Source organism: Blautia sp. CAG:257 (assembly GCF_000433815.1).
Classification (GTDB): domain Bacteria; phylum Bacillota; class Clostridia; order Lachnospirales; family Lachnospiraceae; genus Blautia_A; species Blautia_A caecimuris.
In genome coordinates, this window is record NZ_HF999074.1 from 20,506 (window position 1) to 22,912 (window position 2,407).

General features: G+C 46.1%; 3 protein-coding genes and 1 pseudogene. All 4 read left to right on the forward strand.

The window, feature by feature from the left end:
* A partial coding sequence (locus QVP40_RS09330) for a 5'-methylthioadenosine/S-adenosylhomocysteine nucleosidase (RefSeq protein WP_288200442.1) occupies window positions 1-314 on the forward strand: 314 nt, incomplete at its 5' end.
* A 66-nt stretch (window positions 315-380) separates the two neighbouring features.
* Complete coding sequence (locus QVP40_RS09335; RefSeq protein WP_022068186.1) at window positions 381-746, forward strand: hypothetical protein; 366 nt, start codon at window positions 381-383, stop codon at window positions 744-746.
* Window positions 747-799: 53 nt separating this feature from the next.
* Window positions 800-1,963, forward strand: coding sequence for a methyltransferase (locus tag QVP40_RS09340; RefSeq protein WP_288200443.1), 1,164 nt, complete (start codon window positions 800-802; stop codon window positions 1,961-1,963).
* A gap of 6 nt (window positions 1,964-1,969) precedes the next feature.
* Window positions 1,970-2,407 (forward strand): annotated as a pseudogene (locus tag QVP40_RS09345) (hypothetical protein); the annotation flags it as partial.

Here is a 2,407-nt window from a genome sequence, read left to right on the forward strand (position 1 = left end):
CAGTAAAGGTGTGCAGAGAGGTAAATCCGGATATTCAGGTATTTGAGGGAAGAATTGCTTCCGGAGATCAGTTTGTGGCAGATCAGGGAGTAAAGGACGTTATTGTCAGCGAATTTGGAGCTTATGCAGTTGAAATGGAAGGAGCTGCTATCGCACATGCCGCATATCTGAACCATGTGCCGTGTCTGGTGGTCCGCGCGATTTCTGACAAGGCAGACGGAAGTGCGGAAGTAGATTATCCTGCTTTTGAGAAGCTGGCGATTGAGCACAGCATGAAGCTTACCAGAAGAATACTGAGAGAGATGCAGGCATAAAAAGTCACATCTGAGCTTTTGTCGCATAGTTTAAAGAAGAAGTCTGGAATAAGCAGGAGCCTGTCTATGTATTATGATGAATTTTTTCCGTTTTACGCAGCATATGCAGATCCTTTACTTTATGAAAGAGAAAATATACAGGAAAAGGAATTTGCGCTGATGAAATCCTGGTATCCGGAAAGTGTCCGCAGGCTGCAGGAAAGGGTGGAACAGGAATGTCAGCTTCTGGATTATGAAGGAAGCCGTATTTATGACGAGTATCCGGATCGATGGATGCTGCGCCGGATGTGCAGGGATATCAGGGAAACAGAAGAAAATACAATGGAGGCTCAGATGGTGTCTTCGGGAAAGCTGGAAGAACTGACAGAGGTGCTTCTGTACCAGGAGATATCCAGAAGACGATGCAGAAGGCGAAGATGCCGCGGATACTGAAACAGGCAGGACAGAACGCCTGAATAAAGGCGAGAAAGAGTTATACAGAAATGATGAAAACATTACAGGAATTTTTGGAGGAGCAGATCAGTGAGGAGCTGATCCTTGCCGTACTCAGCGGCAGCAGAAAAAAGGAAATTCCCTCAAGAGTGAGAATACGTCCGGTGGAGCTGAAGGGCAGGATCCTGTATCAGGCCTCATCCACAGTGGGGACAAAGGTTTTTCACGAAAATTATACCAGAAAAGAGCTTCTTGCCTATATGGAGCAGGCTCTTGCAGGAGATTATTCTCAGCTGCAGGTACAGGGCAGCAGCACGGACGGCAGTGTTCTTGTAAGCAAAAAAGGAAAACAGACCATTAAAGTGAAGCCCCACGCTGTAAAAAAGCCTGCAAAAATACTTTCGCACAACAGGGTAAAGCAGTATATTCTTCCGGAAGGAAAGCCGGTACCTTTTCTGGTGGATCTGGGAGTTATGAGCCTGGAGGGAAAGGTTCATGTTTCTGCTTATGATAAATATAAACAGATCAACCGTTTTCTGGAATTTATAGAGGATATCCTTCCCCGTCTTTCCAGGGACAGAGAGATTACGATTGTGGATTTTGGCTGCGGAAAATCATATCTGACCTTTGCCATGTATTATTTTTTACGGGAGCTGAGAGGGTATGATGTGAATATCATCGGGCTTGACCTGAAGGCAGATGTGATTGAAAACTGCAGCCGCCTGGCGGAAAGCTATGGATATGACAAACTGCATTTCTGCCAGGGGGATATAGCCGGATATGAAGGACTTCAGAAGGTGGATATGGTAGTTACCCTGCATGCCTGTGACAAGGCAACGGATTATGCTCTGGCAAAGGCTGTGGAGTGGGATGCAGAAGTGATTTTTTCCGTACCCTGCTGTCAGCATGAGCTGAACAGTAAGATCAGCAGTGAGCTTCTGGAGCCGGTTTTAAAATACGGTATTTTAAAAGAAAGGATGTCTGCTCTTATTACAGACGGAATTCGGGCCAATCTTCTGGAATCCAAAGGATATTCCACACAGATCCTGGAATTTATTGATATGGAGCACACACCTAAGAATCTGCTGATCCGGGCAGTAAAAAACGGAAAAGAGCAGAGTACAGACAAGCTGAAAAAAATGACAGAGGCTCTTAATGGGGAGCTTACGCTGGAGCAGCTTCTTTATCCCCGGGATAATGAGAAGGGAGCGGTGTAAAGGCAGATGAAAAAGTTTTTTCGCAAGTTTGCAGTGCTCCTTCTGGTGTTTGTGCTGGGAGTGGCCGGAACTGCGTTTTTGATGAACAGCCGGTCAACAGATGATCGTTCCGATATGAACAATCCGGTTCTTCCGGAGGTTATGACTGAGTTCGGAGGAACTCTTTCTAATCTGATGCATGGATACAGACAGCCCATGCAGGCTGATTTTGTCAGGGAATGCATTACGCCCCTTGATACCACCCGTACGGTAGCTCTGGTAGTGGATCCCCATGACTCAGAGGTAAAAAGCCTTTCCTATGAGATCAGAAGCTCAGACGGAACAAAGGTGATCGAAAACAGAAAGATCAGCGCCCTGGAATCTTCCGGAGACGGGTATCTCAGAACTTCAGTTCAGATCAGCGCAGGTCTTTTGATGAATCAGGAATATTCCATGCAGATCACT

Excerpts from the sequence above, each read along its gene's own strand:
- QVP40_RS09335 (WP_022068186.1), top strand. The coding sequence starts at position 381 with ATGTATTATGATGAATTTTTTCCGTTTTACGCAGCATATGCAGATCCT.
- QVP40_RS09340 (WP_288200443.1), top strand. The coding sequence starts at position 800 with ATGAAAACATTACAGGAATTTTTGGAGGAGCAGATCAGTGAGGAGCTG.